The following is a 20,530-nucleotide window of genomic DNA, read 5'->3' as shown; positions in this document are numbered from 1 at the left end:
AAAAATGGAACAACAGTATAAAAGGATATATTATCTTGATTTAATGAAGAGCATAGCAATTATAAGTGTTGTATTTTATCATGGTGTATTGCCGCAGATAACAATGACAGGAACAATGAAGTTCTATAGTTATTATTTTTTACAGGCTTTTGCAGCAGTTGCAACACCTTTGTTTTTTTTCGTAAATGGTTTTTTATTATTTAATAAAGAACTTGATTTGCATAAACATATAAGCAAAATAATACGGATGATGGTTTTTACTGTTATATGGGGCAGTATAACAATTATTAGTCTCATGCTTATTCGGAAAGAGATTTTAAGTGTTGGAGAATTTCTAAAAACATTATGGCAATTCAAAGAAAATTGGATTAGTCATCTGTGGTATATGGGAGAGTTGATATGTATTTATCTGTTTTTCCCAGTATTCTATTATGCGTATCAGAAAAAAGCATCGATATTAGTATATTTTGTATGTATTGGCGCTATTATTATTTTTGGAAATACGTTTGTGAATGAAATCATGACAGTGTTGTCTATTTTAGTAAAACATCCGGTTGCGATAGCTAATAAAAATATGTTTAATATGTTTAATCCATTTAAAGATGTAAATAGTTATGCATTAATATATTTCTGTTGTGGAGGAATTGTATATCGTTATCAGGAAAAAATTAAAAATTTTATGAAGAATAAAAAGTGGATATTTGTCACCATAATTATATTGGATACATGTTTTTTATTTATGTGCGGCATAATGTATACGAAATTAAATCATAATCTTTGGGAGATCGGATGGTACGGAAAAGAAACAATATTTACGTTTATAAATGTATTGGCTATTTTTATTTTATGTATGAATTATAATAAATCAAACAAAGTGATTGAATTAATTTCAAAAAACACATTAGGAATTTATTTGATACATATACCAGTTTTAAGATTTATTGAGCAAATAATTGATGTCAAAATAATTACAACAAATATATGTATATCATTCTTATACACAGGAATAGTAGTAATAATTACATTGCTAGTGTCTTTAGGTATAAAAAAACTCCCAATTGTGAATGGGCTTTTGCGTTTTTAGATAGAAGATTTTTAAAAATATTCATAAGATTATTATGAGGGGAAATAAGAAAAGCAGGAAATTGAAATGAGAATATTACAAGTTGTAAATGATATGCATCGTGCAGGCTTAGAAACGATGTTGATGAATTATTATAGAAATATAGATAGAAATGAGATACAGTTTGATTTTCTGACACATAGACCATATAAAAGCGATTATGATGATGAAATAATTTCTATGGGCGGAAAAATGTATTATGCACCACGTTTATATCCTCAAAATTATCTTAAGTATTTTAAATGGATGAAAGATTTTTTTGAAGCACATACAGAGTATCAGATTATTCATTCCCATATTGATTCGATGAGTTATCTGCCATTGCTTGCAGCGAAAAAGGCAAAAATACCGGTAAGGATAGCACATAGTCATAATACGTCTATAGATAAAGATCTAAAGTATCCATTAAAGCAACTTTTTCGCACGAAGATTACAAATGTTGCAAACGAATATTGTGCTTGTGGAAAAGAAGCGGGTAGATTTTTATTCGGAAATTCCAATTTTATGATTATCCCAAATGCAATAGAAACAGAAAAATTTGTTTATCAAGGAGAAATTCGCAATACAATAAGAGAGCGTTTAAATCTTTCTGATAATTTTGTGGTAGGACATGTTGGAAGATTGTCATATCAAAAAAATCATGATTTTTTAATAGAAATATTTGCAGAATTATATAAAATAAATCCGAATGTGAGACTGCTTTTAGTAGGTACCGGTGAAAAAGAAAAAGAATTGCGTCTTAAAGTAGAAAAAAAAGGTCTGCATGAAGTTGTATTATTTTTAGGAAACCGAAACGATGTAAATGAAATCTATCAGGCTATGGATGTATTTGTTATGCCATCTTTTTTTGAGGGTATTCCGGTGACAGGGATTGAAGCACAGTTTTCAGGATTAACGTGTTTATTTTCTGATCAAGTTCCGAAGGAAGTAGACTTTTCTGGAAATTGTAAATTTATACCATTAAGTGAAGGTGCAAAAAAATGGGCAGAGCAGGTGATGAAGGAAGGCAATCTTGAAGAACGATTACAAAAAAGTCAAATGGTAAATGGAAGCAATTATAATATCCAGAATGCGCATACGATTCTTGAAGAGTATTATAGAAAGTTAAAAGAGAAAATATAATGAAAAAGTCTATGAAAACTGAGAATATTTTAATTATTGACAGTGATTATGAAGAAGCAAGCGGATTTATAAAAGGTTTAGAAGAAGTAACTTGTGAATGTTGGAAAGTTGTATTACATGAAAATAATAAAATATATGGAATAAAGCGATATATAAAATTTTTTACAGTGGCATTAGGTACTGTTTTTTCATCATCTCATTATGAAGGAAAGATGGTATTGTGCTGGCAACAGTTTTATGGTATAGCGATTGCCTTTTTTAGTAGACTGTTTCATGTAAAAAAAAGATATAAGCTGATTATTATGACGTTTATTTATAAACCCAAAAAAGGAATAATAGGAAAATTATTTTATAAATTTGTAAAATATGCAATTACATCCAAATATGTGGATAAAATTATATTGACTACGCAAAGTGAGAAAAATATGTACAAAGATATATTTGGTGTAGAAGATCAAATATTTGGCTTTGCGAAATGCGGAGCAATAGAATATATTCCGGAAAAGTTCGATGATTTTTCTTTGAAGAAAAGGAATTATTTATTTTCAACCGGAAGAAGTAATAGGGATTACAATTTTTTGATAAATGCTGTTGAAAATACAGAATATCCTTTGATAATTGCGTGTGATGTTTTAGATGCTGAATCAAAAGGTAATATTGAAGTGAAAAAAGATATATTTGGAAATGATATGTTGCGTTATATGAGAAATGCCAGAGGAGTTGTGATTGCTCTTGATGATGATAAAATTGCTTCTGGGCAACTTGTTTTTTTACATGCAATGAATATGGGGGTACCGGTTATTATTACAAAATCTCATGGAATAACAGACGATTATGTAAAAAATAACTATAATGGGTTAATTATTGAAAAAACAGAAAGTGATTTATTAGAGGCATTAGATAAAATTTATAAAGATGATGAACTATACTACAACTTGTGTGAAAACGAAAAAAGAGAATTTTATGACAATTATACATATTATGCAATGGGGAAAAATATCGGAAAAATTTTAAATTCTATCAAAACGGATAGTATTTAATACTATCTTATTATATGAAGAGGTATAGATATGAAAGAGGAATTAATAAGTATTATTGTGCCAATATATAATGTAGCTAAATATTTGGATAGATGTATGAAGTCATTGTTAGATCAATCATATCAAAATATTGAGATTATTTTGATAGATGATGGATCAACAGATGATAGTGGTGAAAAATGTGAATTTTATTCTTCAAAAGATAATAGAATAAAAGTTATTCATAAAAAAAATGAAGGACTTGGTATGGCAAGGAATTCTGGATTAAAAATTGCACAAGGAAAATATGTATTGTTTGTTGATTCAGATGATTATATTGAATCCCAAATGATTGAAAGATTATATGACAAATTAAAGAAAAATAATGCAGATACTTGTTTTTGCCGATATTATAATACTTCTGTAGATGGAAGAGATACTATAGCCAGAGAATTATATAAGAAAAATAACTATTTAGGGGAAGAAGTAAAAGAAGTATTATTGGGAATGATAGGATCACAGCAGAGTCAACCTGGAGATGTTGAAATCGGAATGTCGGTTTGGAAAGGATTATATTCTTTGGATATTATTAGAAATAATCACATAATTTTTCCTTCTGAAAGAGAATATATATCTGAAGATATCATTTTTCATATACACTATATACCTTTAACAAAGCATATTGCTATTGAAAATACAGCTAACTATCATTATTGTGATAATGGTTCTTCATTGACTAAAAAATACAATCCGAATCGTTTTATAATGGAAAAACGGTTAATGAAAAAAGAAATTAGCGAGTTAGAGAAAATTTTTGAAAAAGATGAATTTATTCAAAGATTGTATAAAGCCTTTTTAGGAAGAGTGCGCTATTGTATAAAGCAAGAAGTATTGTTAAATTCAAAAAAAATCAAAATTAGAAAAAATATTAAAGCTATTTGCAGTGATGAAACTGTTCAAGATATTATATTGAATTTTGATGACAAAAAAATTCAAATTACTAAACGTATAGTGAATTTTTTCATAAAGAAGAAATTAGTTTTTGCACTTATGATAGTATTCCGTATAAAAAAGTAGGAACAAGGAAACATTTAGTGAAGAAAATATTTGTATTATTAAACTTACCACGGACGGGAATAATATATTTCTTTATTTTGCATTGCAAAAATAAAAGAGACATATTGGAAGATTTGCATATGATAATAAAAAACACGCAAATAGATACTTGACATTTTCAGAGGTGATTTTATTTGATAAATGTTTCAGGAACGTTTTAGATTTTCGATTAAAGAAGAATTGTATTTTATATTCAATAATTTTAAGATTTCTTTTTCCGCTAAAAAAAGATATGGAAATCGGAAGATGTGAAATAAAAGGTGGGTTAGTTTGTTATCATGGACATGGTATTGTAATTAATGCAGAGAAAATAGGAAAAAATTTGTCTATATGGCAAGGTGTAACGATTGGAAAAAATATAAATAGTGAACAATTACCTATAATTGGTGATAATGTGAAAATAGGAGCAGGCGCAGTTGTTATGAAAGATGTTCCAAGTGATAGTGTTGTTATTGGTAATCCTTGTGTTATCAAAAAGCGATGAGTCTGAGAATTAAGTTTCGAGGGTACACCAGACTAACAGAGTCCCTTTTTTGCTTATTAAGTTACGAGCATAGGTGTGTATTTATACAGAGTATAAAGAAAATATATGTAATAGAGACCGGGACTCAGAAAGACCCGGTCTCTATTACATATAAAAGTTTATTATGAAGATGGCATAATTATAACGCAGACGATTAACTTAACATCATACGGTCATTTGCGAATTCTCCGCCGCTGACTTCTTCGAATTTTGCAAGAAGGTCAGATACCTTAAGGTTTTTCTTTTCTTCACCGGATATATCGTAGATGACTCTTCCTTCGTGCATCATGATCAGGCGGTTGCCGTGTGCAATGGCGTCTTTCATGTTATGTGTTACCATCATGGCTGTCAGGTTATTTTCACTGATGATCTTGTCGGAGAGTGCAAGTACTTTTGCAGCAGTCTTTGGATCAAGAGCGGCCGTATGCTCATCAAGGAGCAGAAGTTTCGGCTTTTTAAGGGAAGCCATCAGAAGTGTGATCGCCTGACGCTGTCCGCCGGAGAGGAGACCAACCTTACTGCTTAAGCGGTCTTCAAGTCCAAGATCAAGTTCTTTTAACGCTTCTCTATAGTGTTCACGTTCTTTCTTTGTAACGCCCCAGCCAAGGCCTCTTTTCTGACCGCGGCGTGCAGCAATGGCCATATTTTCTTCAATAGACATTGTTGCTGCAGTTCCTGTCATAGGATCCTGGAACACACGGCCAAGGAAGAGTGCACGTTTATGTTCAGAAAGTTTTGTGATGTCAGTACCGTCGATGATGATATTTCCTTTATCGATTCCCCATACACCTGCAATCGCATTCAGTGTTGTTGATTTTCCAGCACCATTTCCACCGATGATCGTAACGAAATCTCCGGGATTTAAGTTGAGGTTAACTCCGTTGAGGGCACGTTTTTCATTGATCGTACCGGCGTTAAATGTTTTATAAATATCTTTGATTTCTAACATGTATCCCATTATTTTGCCCGTCCTTTCTTGAAGTAAGTATCTTTCATATAAGGAACTGCAAGGAAGCATGCAACAACTACAGCTGAGAACAGTTTCATATAATCAGATGGCATCTTCAGCCAGAGTACTAATGCGATTACAAGGTAGTAAAGGATTGCTCCGATGAAGACTGCACCGAGTGTGAAGGCAAAAGCTGCTTTTCTGTGTGCACAGAATTTTCCGAAGATCACTTCGCTGATGATGACGGCTGCAAGTCCGATAACGATCGCGCCACGTCCCATATTGACATCAGCTGCGCCCTGGTACTGTGCGTAGATTCCACCGCAAAGTCCTACAAGACCGTTGGAGATCATAAGTGCAAGAACTTTGTTGAATCCTGTGTTGATGCCCTGAGCACGAGCCATCTGTTCGTTACATCCTGTCGCACGGATGGATGCACCGAGTTCTGTTCCGAAGAACCAGTAGCAGAGTGCGATCAGGATCAGTGCTGCAAGGATTAATTTCAGGAAGAAGATCCAGTTGCCTTCTCCGGTTACATAACGAAGAGAAGCAACCAGTTTGTACTGCATGACATTGACCGCCTGGTTGGATTTTCCCATAATGCCAAGGTTTACAGAGTAAAGTCCGATCTGTGTCAGAATACTTGCCAGAATTCCCGGAATTCCGAAAAATGTATGTAAAACTCCTGTTACAAATCCTGCTGCCATACCTGCAAGAAATGCAAAGACAAGTGCAAGTGCAGGATTCACACCTGCGCGGATGAGCATAACTGCGACTGCACCGCCGGTTGCAAGTGAACCGTCTACGGTCAGATCCGCAAAGTCAAGTATACGAAATGTAATGTAAACACCGAGTGCCATAATTCCCCAGATAATGCCCTGGGCCACGTTGCCCGGGAGAGCACGTACCAGAGTCATTGGATCAAGGGCTGCGAAATATGCTGCCATGATTTATCCCTCTAATCTTTCTTTTTATTGTTTCATATAAATAGATAATTCCATCACCGAAGGTGATTTGGAATGAATTTTGACCAAGTTGCTGTGAACGGAGTGAACAGTAACTAGAATCAAGAGCGACCATTCATTTGGATGAAGCCCGCTCTTGAGAAAAATATGTTCTGTTTAATATCTTCTGATTAATATGTTCCGGCTGAATGGAAGAATCTTATTCTTCGATTGCCTCATATCCGTCTGGAATAGTAATTCCAAGTTCCTCACAGATGGTAGGATTGTACATCTTTGTTACATTCGGGGCACTTTCAATCTTCATTGTAGTAATGTCAGCACCGTTTACAAGGATGTCGTAAGCCATCTCACCGGCTTTGTATCCGATATCGTAGTAGCTGATAGAAAGTGTTGCAATACCGCATCCTTTACAGATTCCCTGCTCACCGGCGATTACAGGAACCTTAGCCGGCAGACAGATGTTATTGATGATTTCTGTGTTTGAAGCCATTGTGTTATCTGTAGGAATGTAAAGTGCATCACATTCGGAAACTGCATTTGTTACAACAGACTGAATCTCATTAGAATCAGCAGCTGTGTACTCTTTGTATGCGATTCCATCTTTCTCTAATGCTTCAGCGAAAAGCTTTGCCTGATATGCTGAGTTCGGTTCAGCGGAGCAGTAGAGAAGTCCGACTGTTTTAGCATCAGGAATGAGTTCTTTGAGCATTGCCTCCTGCTCATCAATCGGTGCAAGATCGCTTGTTCCGGAAATATTCATTCCTGTTGTTCCTGTCCAGTCAGAGATATCAAGTGCTGTAGCATAGTCTGTAACAGATGTTCCGAGAATCGGGATATCACTTGTTGCTGCGCTTGCACACTGGAGTGCTGTTGTTGCATTTGCAAGAATCAGATCCACATTATCCGCTACGAAGTTATTTGCGATTGTAGCACAGTTAGCCTGCTCGCCCTGGCCGTTCTGAAGGTCGAATTTGACATTGCCTTCTCCGAACTTTTCTGTACAGGCATCTTCAAATCCTTTTGTTGCTTCGTCAAGAGCAGCATGCTCTAACTGCTGTAAGATACCGATCTTATAAGTCTTTCCTGAATCGGATCCGTTGTCTGCGCTCTTATCTGTAGAGTCGGATGAACTTCCGCATGCTGCAAGTGAAAGTGTCATTCCGGCAGCCATAAGTACTGCTAAAATTTTCTTAGATTTCATGATTGTGTCCTCCCTTTTTCGATTCATACAATCTACGCTTTAAACCGTTACGCTTTAAAGCACTAAACTGTAAGATGTCATGTGTTAAATTATAGCACGATTATTTGATACGTCAAGTGAAAATGGAACAAAAATGCAAGATTGTTGAAAAAATGTTGCAAAAAAACAATGCTTTATTCGTCTGGAAAATTGTGATATTATAAGATATGGTATAAAATTAAGAATCATGAAAGTCTTTCTTCTATAATATGGGGATTTTTGCTGCAAAGAAATTAACAGAAGGATTTTTATGGAATTGAATAAAGGAGTTTATTTTTATAGATGAAGAAAAAGCACGAACACATCATAGAAAGTGTGAGGCCAGGAAGCATTGCGGAAGAGCTGGGGATTGAACCGGGAGATGTTCTGCTGGAGATTGACGGTCAGGTGATCGAGGATATTTTTGACTATCAGTTTTATGTGGAATCTGAGGAGCTGCTTGTTGTGATCCGAAAAGCGAACGGGGAAGAATGGGAGCTTGAAATTGAGAAAGATGTTGATGAGGATCTGGGAATTGATTTCGGTAAGGGACTGATGGATGAGTATCATTCCTGCCATAATAAATGTATTTTCTGCTTTATCGATCAGATGCCGCCGGGGATGCGTGATACGCTGTATTTTAAGGATGATGATTCCAGACTGTCATTCCTTCAGGGAAACTATGTCACACTGACAAATATGAGTGAGAAGGATATGAATCGTATTGTCCGCTATAGACTGGAACCGATCAATATTTCGTTCCAGACGACGAATCCGGAGCTTCGTTGTAAGATGCTTCATAACCGTTTTGCAGGGGAGGCTTTGAAGAAAGTTGATATTCTGTATCAGGGCGGCATTGAGATGAACGGACAGATTGTTCTTTGCCGTGGAGTGAATGACGGGGAAGAGTTGGAACGTAGTATCCGTGACCTGACGCAGTATCTGCCGCTTTTACGCAGTGTGTCGGTTGTGCCGGTTGGACTTTCCAAGTATCGAGATGGATTGTATCCATTAGAGCCATTTACAAAGGAAGAGGCAAAGAAAGTCATTCGCACGATTGAGAAGTGGCAGAAGAAAGTCTACGCAGAATACGGGATCCATTTTATTCATGCAGGAGATGAGTGGTATCTGCTGGCAGAGGAAGAAGTTCCGGAAGAGGAACGTTATGACGGATATCTTCAGCTGGAGAATGGAGTTGGAATGCTTCGTCTTTTATTTAATGAGTTTGAAGAAGGTTATGCGAAGCTGGAAAGCGGAGAACATCAGGAAGAGATTTCTCTTGCAACAGCAAAGCTTGCATATCCGTATCTTGAGCGTATGGCGAAGAAGATGGAGGAGAAGTATGAGGGACTTAAGGTTCACACATATTGTATCCGGAATGATTTCTTCGGAGAGCGTATCACAGTCTCTGGTCTGATCACAGGACAGGATCTGATGAAGCAGTTAAAAGATCAGCCACTTGGAAGCAGGCTTCTGATCCCATGCAATATGCTGAAGATGGACGAGGACATTTTCCTTGATGACTTTACATTGAAAGAAGTATCAGATACTTTACAAGTTCCTATAGATATTGTAAAATCAAGCGGACAGGATCTGATCGATGCTATTTTAGGTGTCGCAGGTCCGAATCCCACAGATATAGATGAGAATCAGATGAAAGACCGTAGGATCACTACGGCTTAAGAGAAACTATTTAAGAGAAAATAAGAGAAAACAGGAAGGTAAGAATAGAATGAGTAAACCAGTAGTTGCCATTGTAGGGCGCCCGAATGTGGGTAAATCAACACTTTTCAATGTCCTGGCAGGAGAGATGATCTCCATCGTTAAGGATACACCGGGTGTTACAAGAGACAGAATTTATGCAGATGTTGACTGGCTTGACAGAGAGTTCACACTGATCGACACAGGTGGTATTGAGCCGGACAGCAGTGATATCATTCTCTCCCAGATGAGAGAGCAGGCTCAGATCGCCATTGACACAGCAGATGTTATTATCTTTATCACAGATGTAAAGCAGGGACTTGTGGATTCAGATTCTAAGGTTGCGGATATGCTTCGCCGCTCCGGTAAGCCGGTTGTCCTTGTTGTGAATAAGGTTGACAATTTTGATAAATATATGGCTGATGTCTATGAATTCTACAATCTCGGAATCGGAGATCCGGTGCCGATCTCAGCAGCATCCAGACTTGGTCTTGGAGATATGCTTGATGCGGTTGCAGCACATTTCCCGGAGTGGGATCCATCAGAAGAGGATGACGACCGTCCGCGTATCGCAATCGTAGGTAAACCAAATGTTGGTAAATCCTCTATCGTAAACCGTCTGCTTGGTGAGAACCGCGTAATTGTATCCAATATCGCAGGTACAACAAGAGATGCGATTGATACAGAGATCGTGCATGACGGAAAGGAATACATTTTTATCGACACAGCAGGTCTTCGTAGAAAGAATAAGATCAAGGAAGAACTGGAGCGTTATAGTATCATCCGTACTGTAAGTGCAGTAGAGCGTGCCGATGTTGTACTTATGGTGATCGATGCGACAGAAGGTGTCACAGAACAGGATGCGAAGATTGCCGGAATCGCTCATGAAAGAGGAAAGGGAGTTATCATTGTCGTTAATAAATGGGATGCCATTGAGAAGAATGATAAGACAATGAAAGAATACGAAGGAAAGATCCGTCAGGTACTTTCTTATATGCCATATGCAGAGATCATGTATGTATCTGCACTGACAGGACAGAGACTTCCGAAACTGTATGATATGATCGATATGGTCATTGAGAACCAGACACTTCGTATTGCGACAGGAGTTCTCAATGAGATCATGACAGAGGCAGTTGCTATGCAGCAGCCACCGTCAGATAAAGGTAAGAGATTAAAACTCTATTATATTACACAGGTTGCTGTTAAGCCACCGACATTTGTTATCTTTGTAAATGACAAGGAGCTGATGCATTTCTCCTATACAAGATATCTTGAGAATAAGATCCGAGAGGCATTTGGCTTCAGAGGAACTTCACTGAAGTTCTTCATCCGTGAGAGAAAGGAAAAGGATCAGTAGAATGGAACGTATTATCTGTCTGGTGATCGGATATGCCTGCGGACTTCTGCAGAGCGGTTATCTGGTCGGAAAGATGCATCATATTGATATAAGAAAAGCAGGAAGCGGAAATTCTGGTTCGACGAATGCACTGCGTGTTATGGGATTAAAAGCAGGACTTATGACATTCGCAGGAGATGTGTTGAAGTGTTTTGCAGCAGTGCTCATTGTCCGTGCAATATACCATGGAAGTAATATTCTTCCGCTTCTGATGATGTATGCAGGAGCAGGAGTTACTTTGGGACATAACTTCCCATTTTATATGAATTTTAAAGGTGGGAAGGGAATCGCTGTTATGGCAGCACTTGTGGTAAGCAACTGTTTCTGGCATCTGCCGTACAGTTCCATCCTGTTTTTTGTCACACTGGCATTCTTTCTTGTGCCGGTGCTTGTGACAAGATATGTTTCCCTTGGTTCATTGCTTGCTTATGCAGTGTTTTTTATCCAGATGGTGATCTTCGGACAGCTTGGATGGTTTGATATGGCGAAGGGTGCGGTATATGAGTTATATGTGATCACGTTCTTACTTACAGCACTTGCATGGTACAGACACCGCGCCAATATTAAACGTCTGTTGAATGGAACAGAGAATAAATTCGGTTCAAAGAAATAAAAGAAGCGAAGAAAAGGAGAGATGATATGGCAAAAGTAGGAGTTCTTGGGGCAGGAAGCTGGGGAACAGCCCTGGCAATCCTTCTTCATGATAATGGACATGATGTAACTGTCTGGTCGATCGATCCGAAAGAAGTGGAGATGTTGAGCGAGAAGCGGGAGCATGTATCAAAACTTCCGGGTGTCCATATTTCAGAAGAGATTATGATCACAAATGAGATGGAAGAGGCTATTAAAGGAAAAGATTTTTTAGTTCTTGCAGTTCCTTCTATCTTTACAAGGAGTACAGCGGCAAAGATGAAGCCGTATGTTGTTGATGGGCAGATGATCGTTGATGTAGCGAAGGGAATCGAGGAAGATACACTGATGACGCTGTCTCAGCAGATCAGCCAGGAGATTCCGCAGGCAGATGTAGCAGTGCTCAGTGGACCGACACATGCAGAAGAAGTAGGAAGAAAGCTTCCAACATCCTGCGTGATCGGTGCAAAGACAAAAAAGACAGCAGAGTACTTGCAGTCTGCATTTAACAGTAAAGTATTCCGTGTGTATACAAGTCCTGACATGCTTGGAATCGAGCTTGGAGGTTCTCTTAAGAATGTCATCGCACTTGCGGCAGGAATTGCAGATGGTCTCGGCTATGGAGATAATACGAAGGCTGCTCTGATTACACGTGGTATTGTTGAAATCGGAAGACTTGGCGTGAAGATGGGCGGCAAGTTCGAGAGCTTTTGTGGACTTACCGGAATCGGTGATCTGATCGTTACTTGTGCCAGTGTTCATAGCCGTAATCGTAAAGCTGGTTACTTAATGGGACAGGGTAAGTCTATGGAAGAGGCTATGAAGGAAGTAAACATGGTTGTTGAAGGTGTCTATTCTGCGAAAGCAGCTGCAAAGCTTGCACAGAAATATGAAGTTCCAATGCCGATCGTAGATGAGATCAACAAGGTTCTTTTTGAAGGAAAGGATCCAAAACAGGCAGTAGATGATCTGATGCTTCGCGAGTCTAAGATTGAGAACTCTTCTCTTCTTTGGGAAGAATAAGAGAACGAAACGAATATAAAATTAAAAGTCATACCCCTTTGTCTGGCTGCATACATTGGTATCAGCAGAACAAGGGGGTATTTTTATGGATTCATTTCAGGTATACAAGGATATGAAAGCACGGACAAACGGAGAAATCTACATCGGAGTTGTGGGACCGGTTCGGACAGGCAAGTCAACGTTCATCAGGCGTTTTGCGGAGCTTTTGATTTTGCCGAATCTTAAGGAAGAGCATGTAAAGCAGCGTACACAAGATGAACTTCCTCAGGCAGCATCGGGAACTACGATCATGACAACAGAACCCAAGTTTGTTCCAAAAGAAGCAGCGGATGTAAAGCTTTCAGATGACATAGAGGTGAAGATCCGGCTGGCAGACTGTGTTGGGTTCATGGTGGATGGGGCGAATGGCCATACCGAGAATGGGCAGGAGCGTCAGGTGAAGACGCCATGGTATGACTATGAGATACCATTTACAAAGGCAGCCGAGATCGGAACACAAAAGGTGATACACGATCATGCGACGATTGGATTTGTTGTGACTACAGATGGAAGTGTGACAGATCTGCCAAGAGAAAACTATGTGGCAGCAGAAGAGCGGACAGTGAAAGAACTTCGACAGATCGGGAAGCCATTTCTTATTTTATTAAATTGCCAGAAACCATATTCGAAAGAGACAGAACGTCTGAAATCAGCTCTTGAGGAGAAATATGCAGCACCTGTTTATCCGGTGAATTGTGAACAGCTCAAGGAAGACGACATTTATGAAATGATGCGCCAGGTACTGTATGAATTTCCTGTCACGGAAATAGAATTTTATATTCCGAAATGGGTGGAAATGTTGTCATGCGATCACAGAATCAAGAAAGATCTGATTGAGAATGTGAAGAAAATTATGGCTCAGATGTCGGATCTGCGAAGTGTCTCCGGAAAAGACTGGAGGACAGAAAGTCCATACATAGACCAGATCCTGTTGGATCAGGTAGAGATGGACACAGGCAAGGTTATATTGCGGATTTCTTTCTGCCAGAAGTATTATTATGAAGTGTTGAGTGAGTTGACAGGAACTCAGATCCGCAGTGAGTATGAATTGATTTCTCTGATGAAAGAGCTTTCTTCTATCAAAGAAGAATTCAGTCAGATCAAGGATGCATTTGCGGATGTGAAGATGAAAGGCTACGGAGTAGTCAGCCCGAAGAAAGAAGAGATTCACCTGGATGAGCCGGTAATCATCAAGCAGGGAAGCAGATATGGAGTAAAGATCCGTTCCGAGGCACCATCGATCCATATGATTCGTGCGAATATAGAAACGGAGATCGCACCGATCGTGGGAAGTGAGAAACAGGCAGAAGACCTTGTTGCATATATTAAAAAAGAGAGCGAAGGTCCACAAGGCGTCTGGGGAACAAATATTTTCGGCAAATCAATTGAAGATCTTGTGATGGATGGTATGCGTAATAAGATTACGCTGATCAACGAAGAAAGTCAGGTAAAACTGCAGGATTCTATGCAGAAGATCGTAAACGATAGCAATGGTGGTCTGGTCTGCATTATTATATAGTGATCGTGAGCTTTTTTTTTACAGGAAAATATGATAAGATAAACAGTAAGTAAAATATGCAAAAGAAAGCGAGGAATTCAGTGTTGCTGAATCACCAACAGAGAAAGATTCTTGAATTATTGTGTAAAACAGAACATGTGACTGCGAGTGAACTGGCCGGTCAGCTTGGAATTGGCGTGAAGACGGTAAGAGTCAGGATCAAGGAACTGAATCCGGAGCTTGAGAAGAAAGGAATCCAGATTTTATCAAAGTCCAGGTACGGATATTATTTGGATCCAAGACAGCCGGAAGGTATCGAAGGACTGCTGAATCCGAAGGAGAATGAAGATCCGGTGATTCCGTCGAATAATCAGGAGAGAGTACATTTTCTCCTTGCATATCTTCTGAACAGAACGGAATATATCAAGTCAGAGGAGTTGTGTGATTTCCTTTATATTTCTAAGGGGACGCTGACGCATACACTCCGGCAGGTTGAGGAAACTTATCAGAAGTATGGTATTACAGTTCATAAGAAGCCGGGATATGGTATCCGTGTGGAAGGCAGTGAATTTAATCTTCGTCAGTGTATGGTGGATGTCTTTGTAAAGCAGGACAGTCTGGAAGGAATCGGAAGACGGCATCAGACGGATGAGATCGAGACGCTGGGGAAAATGGTCTATCAGTGTCTGAAAAAATATGAAATCGAACTTTCTGAGATTGCTTACAATGACTTTGTGGAACATATTTATGTGGCGATGCGAAGGATACGTCAGGAGAAATATGTTGAACCGCAGGCAGCGGATATGCTTGGAAGAAAAGAGAAGCAGTTTGTGGAAGAACTGACAGAGCTGGTGGGCACGCATTATCAGATTCATTTTTCTCAGGATGAGAAGAATTATCTGACACTGCAGCTTGTGGGGAAGGTTTATATCGACAGTGAGACAGAACAGGAAAATTTCGTGATGCAAAGCGAGATCGACCGTCTTATTACTGAGATGCTGGAGATGATCTACAGGGAATTCCATGTTGATTTCAGGAATGATTTTCATCTGCGTATGGAGCTGAACCGACATATGGTTCCGTTTGTCCTTCGTATGAAATATCATATGATCCTGCGAAACCCGATGCTGGAAGAGATCCGTAAGAATTATGTGCTTTCTTATACGATGGCGTCCCAGGCGGCAATTGCACTGGGGGAATATTTTCAGCAGTCGATTTCAGAAGATGAGATTGCCGGACTCGCAGAGGTTCTTGAACTGGCTCTGGAGCAGCAGGAGAATGAACAGAAGAAGTTTTCAATTCTGATCGTATGTGCATCTGGGAAGACGAGTTCAGAAATTCTCAGATATAAGTACAGCAGAGAATTTAAAGAGTATATTGAAAAGATTTATGTATGTAATCTTTATGAACTGGAGAACTTTCCGTTTGAAAAAGTGGATTATGTATTTACAACGGTACATATCTCTTCTTATGTACCGGTACCGATTTTGGAGATTGGTTCCTTTCTGCAGGACAATGACATTGACAGGGTGAGAAAGCTTTTTGCAAGAGAGAGTAAGGACTTTCTGCAGAAATATTTTAAGAAGGAATTATTTTTTACGGATGTGGAAGGAAAGACGAAGGATGAGGTTCTGAAGAACCTGTGCCGGAAGGTTGAGCAGGAGAAGGGACTTCCGGAGACATTCACTGCATCTGTTTTGAAGAGAGAGGAACTTACACCAACAGATTATGGTAATCTGGTGGCACTTCCACACCCGGAGCGTGCCTTCCAGGAACGTGCTTTTGTTGCAGTGGCAGTTCTGAAAGAACCGATATTCTGGTTCCGGCAGAAGGTGCAGGTCGTATTTTTGACGGCGATCGGAAGGGAAGAGGATGAGAATCTGCAGCAGTTCTATGAGGCAACGACAGATCTGATCCTTCGTCCGGCAGATGTGCAGAATCTGATTCGTCATCCGGATTATGACAGGTTGATCCAGTTATTGCGCAGAGCAGAAGAATAAAATGTATTTAATCTCCTTGATGAATGTGATTATATGTTCAGTGATTCAAAAGTGACCACATTGATTGTGGTCATTTTTTGAGTGGAGCTTTTTAAAAATATATGTTAAATTAAGGTCAGTCGAGGGACAGGAAAGGAAATGACGATGCGACATCTAACATTGATCTGTATGGCAGGTATTTCAACGAGCCTCTTAGTGAATAAGATGAAACGGCTGATTCGGAATGAGAATCTTGAAATCGCAGTCATAGCGATGTCGGAACGTGCATTTCAGGGTTACACAGGTCAGACAGATGTTCTGCTGCTTGGTCCGCAGCTGGGACATCGGTTCGAAAGCCTGAAAGAACAGTATGAGTCCAAAGGCATCCGCATAGACAGGATTGATCCGGAGCGTTTCGGAGCAATGGATGCGAAGGCTGTACTGGAGCAGGCATTTCCAGACCTGTCTGGACAAATAGGTGATAAATAAAATAAATTAAAGATAGGAGAATGTATCATGGCAAAATTTACTTATGTAGTACAGGACAACGAAGGAATCCACGCAAGACCGGCAGGAATGCTTGCAAAAGAAGCAAAAGCTCTTGAGGGAGTTAAGGTTACAATCGCCGGAAACGGAAAAACAGCTGACGCTACAAGACTGATGGCTATCATGGCTATGGGTATCAAAAAAGGTATGGAAGTTGAAGTAACAGTTGAAGGTGAGAACGAAGAAGCTGCAGCAGCTAAGATGGAAGAGTTCTTCAAAGCAAATCTGTAAGAGAAAGTCATACATATACTCATTTAATTTCTAGTTAAGAAAAGATGTTTTAATAGATCGATAATAAGGATTAGCCCTCCGGAAGAAAGATCTGTCAGGACATCTTTTTGTTTTTATTGAAAACGCTCCGCTTAGGATGCGCACTGCGGCGTATAATGTAGGCGTTGCAAGCGACCGCCGCAGGCGCAAGAATGTGCCGAGGCACATTCTTTGTTCTAGTTGCACAAAAGTTTATTGTTCTGTATAATGAGAAAGTACGAGTGGAGATCATAGTAGAATTAAGAAAGGGGCAGACAGAAGATGAGAGCGGTTATTTTATCATTAGATACAGGGGCATATAAAGCAAAAGCGGATGTGGCAGCGGCAGCATCACTCAAAAGAATGCTGGAGCAGGTTGGGATTGAAGTCCGGGCAGCAAAAGCATTTCCAGAGGATAAAGAAATGCTGAAAACAGTGCTCTGTAAGCTGGCAGATGCGGGAATGGTTGAACTGGTTCTGACAACCGGAGCAGTTGGATTCCTGGAGAAGCATTGTGCGCCGGATGCTGTGAGGGAGACAGCAGACCGTCTGCTTCCAGGTATTCCGGAAGCACTCAGGGCTTATAATCTTCGTCATACAAAGAAAGTGATTCTGGATCGTTCAGAGGCTGGAATCAGAAAGAAGACATTGATGATCAATTTGCCGGAGAGTGCCAAGATGGCAAAGGAAGATCTGGAATATATACTTCCAGAAGTGGTACAGGTGGTAGATACTTTTTCATTAAGATAAAAACAGAAGGATGGAATAACAGGAGAGATTGAAAATGCTGGTAAAAATATATACAGATGGTGCAGCGCGCGGAAACCCGGACGGACCGGGCGGATATGGAACAGTGCTTGAGTATGTCGACACGAAGGGACAGCTTCATAAGAAGGATTTGTCCCAGGGATATGAGAAGACAACGAATAACAGAATGGAGCTGATGGCTGTAATTGCAGGTCTGGAGGCTTTAAACCGTTCCTGTGAAGTAGAAGTCTATTCGGATTCACAATATGTTGTGAATGCGTTTAACCAGCACTGGGTAGACGGCTGGATCAAGAAGGGATGGAAACGCGGGAAGAATGAACCGGTGAAGAATGTAGACCTTTGGAAACGTCTGTTAGAAGCAAAGCAGAAACACAGCGTGACATTTCACTGGGTAAAGGGGCATGATGGACATCCACAGAATGAAAGATGTGATGAACTTGCAACAACTGCTGCAGATGGAACGAATCTTATCGTAGACGAAGGGCTGTAAGAATTCGAAAACAATGATTGATTAATAAAAATCAAGAAGAAAATCTTGAAAACAGTGGACAACAGAGGGATTTCTTAGTATAATTGAAAACTGTGTTGAGTAAGACAGACAATCGCGGCTGCAAGTGCCGAAAGGCCGCAGGTGAGGAAAGTCCGGGCTTCATAGGGCAGGATGCCGGATAACGTCCGGTGGAGGTAACTCCCAGGCCAGTGCAACAGAAATAAACCGCCTGTGCATTTTGTGCAGGTAAGGGTGGAAAGGCAGTGTAAGAGACTACCGCCTTGCTGGTAACAGGAAGGGCACATGTAAACCCCATCCGAAGCAAGACCGAATATAAGCAATGTGGCTGCCCGTCACGCTTAAGGTGGGTCGCTTGAGCGCAGCGGTAACGCGGCGCCTAGATAGATGATTGTTCAACGACATAACCCGGCTTATCGTTTTGCTCAATCAATGGAGGGAGTTTCTATTTAGAAACTCCTTTTGTATTTTAGTTATTAATAATGCGGAAGAAGTTATTTGAGATAGATTCTTTTGCAAGAGACAGACAACGGAGGAATTAAGACCATGGGAATGAAAATTAATGCAGAATTACCATTACCTGCAAACCTGAAGGCGGAATACCCGCTTCCGAAAGAACTGGCAGAGATCAAGAAGAAACGTGATGCGGAGATTCGGGAGATTTTTGAAGGAAAATCCGATAAATTTGTTGTTATCGTGGGACCATGTTCCGCAGACAATGAAGATTCTGTGTGCGACTATGTGAATCGTCTTGCAAAAGTCAACGAGAAGGTATCAGACCGTCTGATGATCATTCCTCGTATTTATACAAACAAACCACGTACAACAGGAGAAGGATATAAGGGAATGCTTCATCAGCCGGATCCGGATCAGGCTCCAAACCTTCTTGAGGGTATCATTGCAATCCGCAGAATGCATATCCGCGCGATCAAAGAGACAGGACTGACATCCGCAGACGAGATGCTTTATCCGGAGAACAGAAGCTATCTTGACGATATCCTTTCTTATGAGGCAATCGGTGCCCGTTCGGTAGAGAACCAGCAGCACCGTCTGACAGCCAGTGGAATGGACATTCCGGTTGGTATGAAGAATCCGACCAGTGGAGACTTTTCAGTTATGATGAACTCCGTAATTGCTGCTCAGAACTCTCATAACTTCATTTACAGAGGAATGGATGTTACAACAGAAGGAAATGATCTTGCACATGTAATTCTTCGTGGTGGTGTTGACAAATATGGAACCTGTATTCCGAACTACCATTATGAGGATCTTGTCCGTCTGGTAGATGTTTATGCGAAGAAAGACCTGAAAAACCCGGCAGCGATCATTGATGCGAACCATTCCAACTCCAATAAGCAGTTCAAAGAACAAATTCGTATTGTCAGCGAAATTCTTCACAGCAGAAGATACAATGATGATGTGAAGAAGATGGTCAAGGGAGTTATGATCGAAAGTTATATCGAAGAAGGAAATCAGAAGATCTGCGATCATATGACTTACGGAAAATCTATTACAGATCCATGTCTGGGATGGGAAGATACAGAGAAGCTGATTTACAAAATTGCAGAAGAGTGTTAAATTTATAAGAGCCAGGACAGTTACCACACACGGTAACTGTTCTGGCTCTTATATTAGATGTGGGAGTCAATCCCACATCTGATATAGATAAACGATGGATTATCTGCGGCTATATTTCTCCTCGCAGTACTGGCATCTGTATACCTGATTCTCTTCATCAGTCAGTACAAATACATGATCAAGTCCCTGCTCGATAGATGTGATACATCTTGGGTTCTTGCAGCGGATCACATTTTTGATCTTCTTAGGAAGAGTCAGAGGTTTCTTGGAGATGATCTCTCCGTTTTCAATAATATTTACAGTAATGTTGTGATCGATGAATCCGAGAATATCAAGATCCATGAAATCGATCGGGCATTCAATCTTCATGATATCTTTTTTGCCCATTTTATTACTTTTTGCATTTTTGATGATGGCAACACAGCAGTCTAATTTATCCAGGTGAAGGTATTTATAAATCTCCATGCTTTTGCCGGCTTCAATGTGGTCAAGAACGAATCCTTCAGCGATACGTCCTACAGTTAATGTATTTTCTAACATTTTGTTACCCCTTTCGTACTATGAAATATGATTATA

General features: G+C 39.5%; 20 protein-coding genes and 1 other RNA gene. 17 read left to right on the top strand and 4 right to left on the bottom strand.

Translation table 11 applies throughout. The features are described from left to right. Nucleotides 1-4: 4 nt before the first annotated feature. From LI162_RS06710 to LI162_RS06690, 5 genes are all read left to right on the top strand, one after another. On the top strand, nucleotides 5-1,084 hold the full coding sequence (locus tag LI162_RS06710; protein WP_020435659.1) for an acyltransferase: 1,080 nt from the start codon (nucleotides 5-7) through the stop codon (nucleotides 1,082-1,084). A 66-nt stretch (nucleotides 1,085-1,150) separates the two neighbouring features. Continuing rightward, nucleotides 1,151-2,245, top strand: coding sequence for a glycosyltransferase family 1 protein (locus LI162_RS06705; protein WP_020435658.1), 1,095 nt, complete (start codon nucleotides 1,151-1,153; stop codon nucleotides 2,243-2,245). After that, the gene (locus tag LI162_RS06700; RefSeq protein WP_020435657.1) at nucleotides 2,245-3,285 is read left to right on the top strand and encodes a glycosyltransferase; all 1,041 of its coding nucleotides are present in this window, start codon (nucleotides 2,245-2,247) and stop codon (nucleotides 3,283-3,285) included. The genes LI162_RS06705 and LI162_RS06700 overlap by 1 nt, the downstream gene beginning before the upstream one ends. Before the next feature lie 30 nt (nucleotides 3,286-3,315). Continuing rightward, the gene (locus LI162_RS06695; protein ID WP_020435656.1) at nucleotides 3,316-4,341 is read left to right on the top strand and encodes a glycosyltransferase family 2 protein; all 1,026 of its coding nucleotides are present in this window, start codon (nucleotides 3,316-3,318) and stop codon (nucleotides 4,339-4,341) included. Nucleotides 4,342-4,612: 271 nt separating this feature from the next. Continuing rightward, entirely contained in the window at nucleotides 4,613-4,864 is a 252-nt protein-coding gene (locus tag LI162_RS06690) for a hypothetical protein (protein ID WP_226875704.1), read from the top strand. A gap of 193 nt (nucleotides 4,865-5,057) precedes the next feature. Here the strand turns inward: LI162_RS06690 and LI162_RS06685 are convergent, their stop codons facing one another. From LI162_RS06685 to LI162_RS06675, 3 genes are all read right to left on the bottom strand, one after another. Further along, nucleotides 5,058-5,852: an ABC transporter ATP-binding protein gene (locus tag LI162_RS06685; RefSeq protein WP_181982381.1), complete on the bottom strand. Its 795-nt coding sequence runs from the start codon at nucleotides 5,850-5,852 to the stop codon at nucleotides 5,058-5,060. Nucleotides 5,853-5,860: 8 nt separating this feature from the next. Next, nucleotides 5,861-6,799: an ABC transporter permease gene (locus LI162_RS06680; protein WP_015529762.1), complete on the bottom strand. Its 939-nt coding sequence runs from the start codon at nucleotides 6,797-6,799 to the stop codon at nucleotides 5,861-5,863. Between the two features lie 217 nt (nucleotides 6,800-7,016). After that, nucleotides 7,017-8,018: an ABC transporter substrate-binding protein gene (locus LI162_RS06675; RefSeq protein WP_015529763.1), complete on the bottom strand. Its 1,002-nt coding sequence runs from the start codon at nucleotides 8,016-8,018 to the stop codon at nucleotides 7,017-7,019. A 321-nt stretch (nucleotides 8,019-8,339) separates the two neighbouring features. Between LI162_RS06675 and LI162_RS06670 the strand changes: the two genes are divergently transcribed. The 12 genes from LI162_RS06670 (at nucleotide 8,340) to LI162_RS06615 (ending at nucleotide 19,954) form a co-directional block, all read left to right on the top strand. Continuing rightward, nucleotides 8,340-9,719 (top strand): DUF512 domain-containing protein, encoded by a 1,380-nt coding sequence (locus tag LI162_RS06670; RefSeq protein WP_196020401.1) that lies wholly within the window; start codon nucleotides 8,340-8,342, stop codon nucleotides 9,717-9,719. 49 nt (nucleotides 9,720-9,768) lie between these two features. Then, on the top strand, nucleotides 9,769-11,097 hold the full coding sequence (gene der / locus LI162_RS06665) for a ribosome biogenesis GTPase Der (protein ID WP_055148103.1): 1,329 nt from the start codon (nucleotides 9,769-9,771) through the stop codon (nucleotides 11,095-11,097). A 1-nt stretch (nucleotide 11,098) separates the two neighbouring features. Further along, nucleotides 11,099-11,749, top strand: coding sequence for a glycerol-3-phosphate 1-O-acyltransferase PlsY (gene plsY / locus LI162_RS06660; RefSeq protein ID WP_015529766.1), 651 nt, complete (start codon nucleotides 11,099-11,101; stop codon nucleotides 11,747-11,749). Between the two features lie 26 nt (nucleotides 11,750-11,775). Continuing rightward, nucleotides 11,776-12,789 carry an NAD(P)H-dependent glycerol-3-phosphate dehydrogenase gene (locus LI162_RS06655; RefSeq protein ID WP_020435649.1) on the top strand — a complete coding sequence of 338 codons (1,014 nt, stop codon included), beginning with the start codon at nucleotides 11,776-11,778 and terminating at the stop codon, nucleotides 12,787-12,789. A gap of 85 nt (nucleotides 12,790-12,874) precedes the next feature. Continuing rightward, nucleotides 12,875-14,347 carry a stage IV sporulation protein A gene (gene spoIVA, locus LI162_RS06650; RefSeq protein WP_227156121.1) on the top strand — a complete coding sequence of 491 codons (1,473 nt, stop codon included), beginning with the start codon at nucleotides 12,875-12,877 and terminating at the stop codon, nucleotides 14,345-14,347. A 56-nt stretch (nucleotides 14,348-14,403) separates the two neighbouring features. Continuing rightward, entirely contained in the window at nucleotides 14,404-16,326 is a 1,923-nt protein-coding gene (locus LI162_RS06645; protein ID WP_227156119.1) for a BglG family transcription antiterminator, read from the top strand. A 138-nt stretch (nucleotides 16,327-16,464) separates the two neighbouring features. Continuing rightward, nucleotides 16,465-16,794 (top strand): PTS sugar transporter subunit IIB, encoded by a 330-nt coding sequence (locus tag LI162_RS06640; protein WP_227156118.1) that lies wholly within the window; start codon nucleotides 16,465-16,467, stop codon nucleotides 16,792-16,794. 27 nt (nucleotides 16,795-16,821) lie between these two features. Further along, nucleotides 16,822-17,082, top strand: coding sequence for an HPr family phosphocarrier protein (locus LI162_RS06635; protein WP_015529770.1), 261 nt, complete (start codon nucleotides 16,822-16,824; stop codon nucleotides 17,080-17,082). Nucleotides 17,083-17,382: 300 nt separating this feature from the next. Beyond that, nucleotides 17,383-17,850, top strand: a complete 468-nt coding sequence (locus LI162_RS06630) for a molybdopterin-binding protein (protein ID WP_020435645.1) — start codon at nucleotides 17,383-17,385, stop codon at nucleotides 17,848-17,850. Between the two features lie 34 nt (nucleotides 17,851-17,884). Next, a complete protein-coding gene (gene rnhA / locus LI162_RS06625; protein ID WP_227156116.1) occupies nucleotides 17,885-18,358 on the top strand; it encodes a ribonuclease HI in 474 nt (157 codons plus the stop codon). 96 nt (nucleotides 18,359-18,454) lie between these two features. Further along, an RNA gene (gene rnpB / locus LI162_RS06620) (RNase P RNA component class A) lies at nucleotides 18,455-18,808 on the top strand. A gap of 114 nt (nucleotides 18,809-18,922) precedes the next feature. Then, nucleotides 18,923-19,954 (top strand): 3-deoxy-7-phosphoheptulonate synthase, encoded by a 1,032-nt coding sequence (locus tag LI162_RS06615; RefSeq protein ID WP_015529773.1) that lies wholly within the window; start codon nucleotides 18,923-18,925, stop codon nucleotides 19,952-19,954. 99 nt (nucleotides 19,955-20,053) lie between these two features. On the opposite strand, the gene LI162_RS06610 is transcribed toward LI162_RS06615, so the two are convergent. Next, complete coding sequence (locus tag LI162_RS06610; protein ID WP_020435642.1) at nucleotides 20,054-20,494, bottom strand: aspartate carbamoyltransferase regulatory subunit; 441 nt, start codon at nucleotides 20,492-20,494, stop codon at nucleotides 20,054-20,056. Nucleotides 20,495-20,530: the final 36 nt, after the last annotated feature.

This window comes from Mediterraneibacter sp. 210702-DFI.3.120, assembly GCF_020561005.1.
Taxonomy (GTDB): Bacteria; Bacillota; Clostridia; order Lachnospirales; family Lachnospiraceae; genus Mediterraneibacter; species Mediterraneibacter faecis.
Note: the sequence above shows the minus strand (reverse complement) of the source record. Positions and strands in the feature narration are given on the sequence as shown.

Excerpts from the sequence above, each read along its gene's own strand:
- LI162_RS06655 (WP_020435649.1), top strand. The coding sequence starts at position 11,776 with ATGGCAAAAGTAGGAGTTCTTGGGGCAGGAAGCTGGGGAACAGCCCTG.
- LI162_RS06635 (WP_015529770.1), top strand. The coding sequence starts at position 16,822 with ATGGCAAAATTTACTTATGTAGTACAGGACAACGAAGGAATCCACGCA.
- LI162_RS06690 (WP_226875704.1), top strand. The coding sequence starts at position 4,613 with ATGGAAATCGGAAGATGTGAAATAAAAGGTGGGTTAGTTTGTTATCAT.
- LI162_RS06705 (WP_020435658.1), top strand. The coding sequence starts at position 1,151 with ATGAGAATATTACAAGTTGTAAATGATATGCATCGTGCAGGCTTAGAA.
- rnhA (WP_227156116.1), top strand. The coding sequence starts at position 17,885 with ATGCTGGTAAAAATATATACAGATGGTGCAGCGCGCGGAAACCCGGAC.
- LI162_RS06645 (WP_227156119.1), top strand. The coding sequence starts at position 14,404 with ATGCAAAAGAAAGCGAGGAATTCAGTGTTGCTGAATCACCAACAGAGA.
- LI162_RS06640 (WP_227156118.1), top strand. The coding sequence starts at position 16,465 with ATGACGATGCGACATCTAACATTGATCTGTATGGCAGGTATTTCAACG.
- LI162_RS06695 (WP_020435656.1), top strand. The coding sequence starts at position 3,316 with ATGAAAGAGGAATTAATAAGTATTATTGTGCCAATATATAATGTAGCT.
- LI162_RS06630 (WP_020435645.1), top strand. The coding sequence starts at position 17,383 with ATGAGAGCGGTTATTTTATCATTAGATACAGGGGCATATAAAGCAAAA.
- LI162_RS06675 (WP_015529763.1), bottom strand. The coding sequence starts at position 8,018 with ATGAAATCTAAGAAAATTTTAGCAGTACTTATGGCTGCCGGAATGACA.
- LI162_RS06710 (WP_020435659.1), top strand. The coding sequence starts at position 5 with ATGGAACAACAGTATAAAAGGATATATTATCTTGATTTAATGAAGAGC.
- LI162_RS06610 (WP_020435642.1), bottom strand. The coding sequence starts at position 20,494 with ATGTTAGAAAATACATTAACTGTAGGACGTATCGCTGAAGGATTCGTT.
- LI162_RS06700 (WP_020435657.1), top strand. The coding sequence starts at position 2,245 with ATGAAAAAGTCTATGAAAACTGAGAATATTTTAATTATTGACAGTGAT.
- LI162_RS06615 (WP_015529773.1), top strand. The coding sequence starts at position 18,923 with ATGGGAATGAAAATTAATGCAGAATTACCATTACCTGCAAACCTGAAG.
- spoIVA (WP_227156121.1), top strand. The coding sequence starts at position 12,875 with ATGGATTCATTTCAGGTATACAAGGATATGAAAGCACGGACAAACGGA.
- der (WP_055148103.1), top strand. The coding sequence starts at position 9,769 with ATGAGTAAACCAGTAGTTGCCATTGTAGGGCGCCCGAATGTGGGTAAA.
- LI162_RS06670 (WP_196020401.1), top strand. The coding sequence starts at position 8,340 with ATGAAGAAAAAGCACGAACACATCATAGAAAGTGTGAGGCCAGGAAGC.
- LI162_RS06685 (WP_181982381.1), bottom strand. The coding sequence starts at position 5,852 with ATGTTAGAAATCAAAGATATTTATAAAACATTTAACGCCGGTACGATC.
- LI162_RS06680 (WP_015529762.1), bottom strand. The coding sequence starts at position 6,799 with ATGGCAGCATATTTCGCAGCCCTTGATCCAATGACTCTGGTACGTGCT.
- plsY (WP_015529766.1), top strand. The coding sequence starts at position 11,099 with ATGGAACGTATTATCTGTCTGGTGATCGGATATGCCTGCGGACTTCTG.